Source organism: Pseudomonas sp. 18.1.10 (genome assembly GCF_024655625.1).
In the GTDB taxonomy this organism is placed as follows: Bacteria; Pseudomonadota; Gammaproteobacteria; order Pseudomonadales; family Pseudomonadaceae; genus Aquipseudomonas.
Window position 1 is genome coordinate 1 of sequence record NZ_JANLGL010000263.1, and the last position, 6,765, is coordinate 6,765.

Below are 6,765 nucleotides of genomic sequence, written 5' to 3' on the forward strand. Positions count from 1 at the left end.
ACCGAGTTCCAACTTTGGAATGCAGTCAAATGTGGGAGCGGGCTTGCTCGCGAAGAGGCCACCTCGGTCCCTTGGAAGAAACCCATAAAAAAACGCCCCAGACCAAAAGCCTGCGGCGTTCTTTTAATGCAGCCGCCGTTTAGACGGTATGCAGGTACCAGTTGTACTCAAGGTCGGAGATGGAGTGTTCAAACTCTTCCAGCTCACTTTCCTTACAGGCGACGAAGATATCGATGTATTTAGGATCGATGTATTTGGCCATCACCTCGCTGTCATCCAACTCGCGCAGGGCATCACGCAGGTTGTTGGGCAGGCTCTGTTCGTTCTGCTCGTAGCTGTTGCCTTCCACCGGTGCGCCAGGCTCGATCTGGTTGGTCAGGCCGTGGTGCACGCCTGCCAGGACCGAAGCCATCAGCAGGTAAGGGTTGGCGTCGGCGCCGGCGACACGGTGTTCGATACGTACGGCGTCGGACGAGCCGGTCGGTACGCGAATCGCCACGGTGCGGTTGTCCAGGCCCCAGCACGGCGAGTTCGGCACGTAGAACTGTGCGCCGAAACGACGGTAGGAGTTGACGTTGGGGCACAGGAACGCCATTTGGGCGGGCAGGGTCTCCAGCACACCGCCGATTGCGTGGCGCAATGCGGCGTTCTGCTCGGGATCCTCGCTGGCAAAGATATTCTTGCCGTCCTTGTCCAGAATGGAGATGTGTACGTGTAAACCGTTGCCTGCCTGGCCTGGGTAAGGCTTGGCCATGAAGGTGGTGTCCATCTCATGGTCGTAGGCGATGTTCTTGATAAGACGCTTGAGCAGTACCGCGTAGTCGCAGGCCTTGATCGGGTCGGCGACGTGGTGCAGGTTCACTTCGAACTGCGCCGGGGCACTTTCCTTGACGATGGCGTCGGCCGGGATGCCTTGCTCCTTGGCACCTTCCAGGATGTCCTGGAGGCAATCGACGTATTCGTCGAGGTCGTCGATCAGGTAGACCTGTGTCGAGTGCGGGCGTTTGCCGGAGATCGGCGAGCGGGGCGGTTGTGGGCGGCCGTTCACGTTCTCCTGGTCGATCAGGTAGAACTCAAGCTCGAAGGCGGCGCAGATGGTCAGACCGAGGTCGTCAAATTTGCTTACAACTTGGCGGAGCACTTCGCGCGGATCGGCGAAGAAAGGTTCACCTTCAAGTTCGTGCATGGTCATCAGCAGTTGCGCGGTGGGGCGCTTTTGCCAGGGTTCATTGCACAGGGTGTCAGGGATCGGATAACAGATTCGGTCAGCATCACCGATGTCCAGACCCAGGCCGGTGCTTTCCACCGTCGAGCCGTTGATATCCAGGGCAAATAAAGAGGCAGGCAGGTTAATGCCCTTCTCGTAAACCTTGTGGAGGCTGGTGCGTTCGATGCGCTTGCCGCGCACCACACCATTCATATCCGCAATTAGAAGGTCTACGTACAGAACCTCAGGATGATCCTTAAGGAACGCGTTCGCTTCGTTAAGCTGAACGGCACGCGGGGGTACCGACATGATGCAACACCTTTGTTGTTAAAAATATCAATCATTGATCTTTTCTGGTTTCAGTCAACCCGAACGGCATGCCGAAGTCAAGCGAGGCCTTTTTTGCCCTAAAAAAGCGCCGCGAGGGCTTTTTTGCGGCGTTTTGGGGCGGTTTTATCGGTTTGAAGCGAGTAGGACTCGCGGGCTTGAGCGGGCCGTGTAGGATTTTTTACGGGGGTGTTGTGTAAAAAAATGAACAAGGCTAAGCTCGATTCAAACCCATAACAGCAATAATACCGGGGTGCTTCATGTCTCGCCTGCCGTTAATCGGCGTCACCGCCTGCTCCAAACAGGTCGGTCTGCATGCTTATCACATCAGTGGCGACAAATACGTCCGTGCAGTGGCCACCGCTGCCAAGGGCTTGCCATTGATTATTCCGTCCCTCGGGGATTTGCTCGAACCGGCCAATATTCTTGACGGTCTGGACGGCATTCTATTTACCGGCTCTCCCTCCAATATCGAACCCTTTCACTACGACGGTCCGGCCAGCGCGCCCGGGACTGCTCATGATTCTGCACGGGACCAGACCACGCTGCCGCTGCTGCGTGCCGCGATTGCGGCGGGCGTGCCGGTGCTGGGCATCTGCCGGGGTTTCCAGGAGATGAACGTGGCCTTTGGCGGCAGCCTGCACCAGAAGGTTCATGAAGTGCCGGGCATGATGGACCACCGCGAAGACGACACCCAGCCGCTGGCCGTCCAGTACGGCCCGGCGCACGCCGTGGCGATTGCGCCGAACGGTGTATTGGCCAGCCTGGGCTTGCCCGAAACGATTCAGGTCAACTCGATCCACAGCCAGGGCGTTGACCGCCTGGCGCCCGGTTTGCAGGTCGAAGCCACCGCGCCGGATGGCCTGATCGAAGCTTTTTCTGTAACAGCGGGCAAGGCTTTTGCTTTAGGAGTGCAATGGCACCCCGAATGGCAGGTAAGCTCTAACCCGCACTATCTCGCGATCTTCCAGGCATTTGGCACCGCCTGTCGAAAGCGGGCGATGCAACGCGACGCGGATGCTGCGTCAACCAACGCCTGACCTTTAATGGATGTCAGGAAACCCAGCCCAGAGGCATTTATGAGTAACAACCTCGACCAGCTCACCGATTGGTTGAAAGACCACAAGATCACAGAAGTCGAATGCATGATTGGCGACCTCACGGGCATCACCCGGGGCAAGATCTCGCCGACCAACAAGTTCATCGCCGAAAAAGGCATGCGCCTGCCCGAGAGCGTTCTGTTGCAGACCGTGACCGGCGACTATGTCGAAGACGACATCTATTACGAATTGCTCGACCCGGCCGACATCGACATGATCTGCCGCCCCGACCAGAACGCGGTGTACCTGGTGCCGTGGGCCATCGAGCCGACCGCCCAGGTGATCCACGACACCTACGACAAGCAAGGCAACCCCATCGAGCTGTCGCCGCGCAACGTGCTCAAGAAAGTCCTGCAGCTCTACGCCGACAAAGGCTGGCAGCCCATCGTGGCGCCGGAGATGGAGTTCTACCTGACCAAACGCTGCGAAGACCCGGACTTCCCGCTGCAACCGCCAATCGGCCGTTCCGGGCGCCCGGAGACCGGTCGCCAGTCCTTCTCTATAGAAGCCGCGAACGAATTCGACCCGTTGTTCGAAGACGTCTACGACTGGTGCGAATTGCAGGAGCTGGACCTCGACACCCTGATCCACGAGGACGGCACCGCGCAGATGGAAATCAACTTCCGTCACGGCGACGCGTTGTCCCTGGCCGACCAGATCCTGGTGTTCAAGCGCACCATGCGTGAAGCCGCGCTCAAGCACAACGTGGCGGCCACCTTCATGGCCAAGCCGATGACCGGCGAGCCCGGCAGCGCGATGCACCTGCACCAGAGCATCATCGACATCGCCACCGGCAAGAACGTCTTCTCCAATGAAGACGGGACCATGAGCCAACTGTTCCTCAACCACATTGGCGGCCTGCAGAAATTCATCCCGGAATTGCTGCCGCTGTTCGCCCCCAACGTGAACTCGTTCCGCCGCTTCCTGCCCGACACCTCGGCGCCGGTCAACGTGGAATGGGGCGAAGAAAACCGCACCGTCGGCCTGCGCGTACCGGATGCCGGCCCGCAGAACCGCCGTGTGGAAAACCGCCTGCCGGGCGCCGACGCCAACCCGTACCTGGCGATTGCCGCCAGTTTGCTGTGCGGCTACATCGGCATGGTCGAAGGCCATAACCCGAGCGCGCCGGTCGTCGGCCGTGGTTACGAGCGACGCAACCTGCGCCTGCCGTTGACCATCGAAGACGCCCTGGAACGCATGGAAAACAGCAAGACCATCGGGAAATACCTGGGTCAGAAATTCATCACAGGCTACGTCGCGGTCAAGCGGGCCGAGCATGAAAACTTCAAGCGCGTCATCAGTTCGTGGGAGCGGGAATTCCTGCTCTTCGCCGTCTGATGCGCCGGGCGCGCCCTTTAAACGGCGTGCCCTTCACTGAAAAGTCTAGGAGATTGGTATGTCCAGCAACAACCCGCAAACCCGTGAATGGCAAGCCTTGAGCAGTGAGCACCACCTGGCGCCGTTCAGCGACTTCAAGCAATTGAAAGAGAAAGGCCCGCGCATCATCACCAAAGCCCACGGCGTCTACCTGTGGGACAGCGAAGGCAACAAGATCCTCGACGGCATGGCCGGCCTGTGGTGCGTGGCGATCGGTTACGGTCGCGATGAACTGGCTGACGCCGCCGCCAAGCAGATGAAAGAACTGCCGTACTACAACCTGTTTTTCCAGACCGCTCACCCGCCGGTGCTGGAACTGGCCAAGGCCATTTCCGACATCGCGCCTGCCGGCATGAACCACGTGTTCTTCACCGGTTCCGGCTCCGAAGGCAACGACACCATGTTGCGCATGGTCCGCCACTACTGGGCGATCAAAGGCCAGCCGAACAAGAAAACCATCATCAGCCGCAAGAATGGCTACCACGGCAGCACCGTGGCCGGCGCCAGCCTGGGCGGCATGACCTATATGCACGAACAAGGCGACTTGCCGATCCCGGGCATCAGCCACATCGCCCAGCCGTACTGGTTTGGCGAAGGCGGCGACATGAGCCCGGAAGAATTCGGCGTGTGGGCCGCCAACCAGTTGGAAGAGAAGATTCTGGAGCTGGGCGTGGACAACGTCGGTGCCTTTATTGCCGAGCCGATCCAGGGCGCCGGTGGCGTGATCGTGCCCCCCGCCACCTACTGGCCGCGCATCAAGGAAATCCTCGCCAAGTACGACATCCTGTTTGTGGCGGACGAAGTGATCTGCGGTTTCGGCCGTACCGGTGAGTGGTTCGGTAGCGATTTCTACGACCTCAAGCCCCACATGATGACCATCGCCAAGGGCCTGACCTCGGGCTACATCCCCATGGGCGGCCTGATCGTGCGCGATGAAGTGGTGGCCGTGCTCAACGAAGGGGGTGATTTCAACCACGGTTTCACCTACTCCGGCCACCCGGTCGCAGCGGCGGTGGCCCTGGAAAACATCCGCATCATGCGCGATGAAAAAATCGTCAGCCGCGTGCACGACGAAACGGCACCGTATTTGCAGAAACGTCTGAGGGAACTGGCGGATCACCCGTTGGTGGGGGAAGTTCGCGGTGTGGGCATGTTGGGCGCAATCGAGCTGGTGCAGGACAAGGCCACGCGCAAGCGCTACGAAGGCCGTGGCGCTGGCATGATCTGCCGCACGTTCTGCTTCGAAAATGGCCTGATTATGCGTGCCGTGGGCGACACCATGATTATTTCGCCACCGCTGGTCATCAGCCAGGCGGAAATCGACGAGTTGGTCACCAAGGCTCGCCAGTGCCTGGACCTGACTTTGGCGGCATTGCAGGGCTAAGTGCTAGGCTCAGGAGGCGCTGCTTCCGGGCGGTTATAAATGTAGGGGCTTTGGTTGAAAGCCGGCCCCTGAACTTGCCAGACTGTCGCCCTGTTTTGTTGCCCTTTAGACGGGCCGCAGGACTTAGTAAGAATGTGGCCCAAAAAAGAAAAATTGGAGCATCACCAAATGAAGGCATTAGGTTTGAAGAACGCTGGCAAGACCCTCCTCGCCTTGTCCCTGATGGGCGCAATGGCGGGCGCGGCCCAGGCCGACGATAAAGTACTGCACGTCTATAACTGGTCCGACTACATTGCACCGGACACCATTGCCAACTTTGAAAAAGAGTCGGGCATCAAAGTGGTGTACGACGTTTTCGACAGCAACGAAACCCTGGAAGCCAAGTTGCTGGCAGGCAAGTCCGGCTACGACATCGTCGTGCCGTCGAACAACTTCCTCGCCAAGCAGATCAAGGCCGGTGTCTACCAGGAGCTCGATAAGTCCAAGCTGTCCAACTACGACAACCTGAACAAGTCCCTGCTCAAAGCCGTGTCGGTCAGCGACCCGGACAACAAGCACGCCTTCCCGTACATGTGGGGTTCGATCGGCATCGGCTACAACCCGGAGAAGGTCAAGGCCGCGCTGGGCGTGGACAAGATCGACTCGTGGGACGTGCTGCTCAAGCCTGAGAACATCGCCAAGCTGAAAAGCTGCGGCGTGAGCTTCCTCGATTCGCCAACCGAAATGTTGCCAATCGCCCTGCATTACCTCGGTCTGCCGACCGACAGCCAGAAGCCGGACGACCTGAAGAAAGCCGAGGAACTGTTCCTCAAGATCCGCCCATCGATCGGCTACTTCCACTCCTCCAAGTACATCTCCGACCTGGCCAACGGCAACATCTGCGTGGCGGTGGGCTACTCGGGTGACATCCAGCAAGCCAAGTCCCGTGCTGCCGAAGCCGGTGGCAAGGTCAAGGTTGCCTACGACATTCCTAAAGAAGGCGCTGGCAGCTTCTTCGACATGGTCGCCATCCCTAAAGATGCCGAAAACGTCACCGGCGCCTACGCGTTCATGAACTACCTGCTCAAGCCGCAAGTGATGGCTGCGATCACCGACTCGGTACGTTTCCCGAACGGCAACGAAAAAGCCACTGCACTGGTGGATAAAGAAATCACCAGCGACCCAGGCATCTACCCGCCTGCGGACGTGCAAGCCAAGTTGTACGCCATTGCTGATTTGCCAGCGGCAACTCAACGCTTGATGACGCGCAGCTGGACCAAGATCAAATCGGGTAAATAACCCGTAGGACCTGTAGGAGCGAGCTTGTGTGGGAGCGGGCTTGCTCGCGAAGACGGTGTGTCAGCCAGCGAATGTATCAACTGATACACCCC

At 59.0% G+C, this 6,765-nt stretch carries 5 protein-coding genes; 4 read left to right on the forward strand and 1 reads right to left on the reverse strand.

From position 1 onward, the window contains the following. Positions 1 to 139: 139 nt before the first annotated feature. A complete protein-coding gene (locus tag NUV89_RS26365) occupies positions 140 to 1,516 on the reverse strand; it encodes a glutamine synthetase family protein (protein WP_026137087.1) in 1,377 nt (458 codons plus the stop codon). A 278-nt stretch (positions 1,517 to 1,794) separates the two neighbouring features. Between NUV89_RS26365 and NUV89_RS26370 the strand changes: the two genes are divergently transcribed. From NUV89_RS26370 to NUV89_RS26385, 4 genes are all read left to right on the forward strand, one after another. Continuing rightward, complete coding sequence (locus tag NUV89_RS26370; RefSeq protein WP_257783627.1) at positions 1,795 to 2,574, forward strand: gamma-glutamyl-gamma-aminobutyrate hydrolase family protein; 780 nt, start codon at positions 1,795 to 1,797, stop codon at positions 2,572 to 2,574. A 39-nt stretch (positions 2,575 to 2,613) separates the two neighbouring features. Beyond that, complete coding sequence (locus NUV89_RS26375; protein ID WP_257783628.1) at positions 2,614 to 3,972, forward strand: glutamine synthetase family protein; 1,359 nt, start codon at positions 2,614 to 2,616, stop codon at positions 3,970 to 3,972. Positions 3,973 to 4,030: 58 nt separating this feature from the next. Further along, the gene (locus tag NUV89_RS26380; protein WP_257783629.1) at positions 4,031 to 5,395 is read left to right on the forward strand and encodes an aspartate aminotransferase family protein; all 1,365 of its coding nucleotides are present in this window, start codon (positions 4,031 to 4,033) and stop codon (positions 5,393 to 5,395) included. Positions 5,396 to 5,578: 183 nt separating this feature from the next. After that, the gene (locus tag NUV89_RS26385; protein WP_308220206.1) at positions 5,579 to 6,673 is read left to right on the forward strand and encodes a polyamine ABC transporter substrate-binding protein; all 1,095 of its coding nucleotides are present in this window, start codon (positions 5,579 to 5,581) and stop codon (positions 6,671 to 6,673) included. The last annotated feature ends 92 nt before the right edge of the window (positions 6,674 to 6,765 follow it).

What these genes read in the sequence shown, in the direction of transcription:
- NUV89_RS26365 (WP_026137087.1), bottom strand. Translation starts at nt 1,516, where the DNA reads ATGTCGGTACCCCCGCGTGCCGTTCAGCTTAACGAAGCGAACGCGTTC.
- NUV89_RS26370 (WP_257783627.1), top strand. Translation starts at nt 1,795, where the DNA reads ATGTCTCGCCTGCCGTTAATCGGCGTCACCGCCTGCTCCAAACAGGTC.
- NUV89_RS26375 (WP_257783628.1), top strand. Translation starts at nt 2,614, where the DNA reads ATGAGTAACAACCTCGACCAGCTCACCGATTGGTTGAAAGACCACAAG.
- NUV89_RS26380 (WP_257783629.1), top strand. Translation starts at nt 4,031, where the DNA reads ATGTCCAGCAACAACCCGCAAACCCGTGAATGGCAAGCCTTGAGCAGT.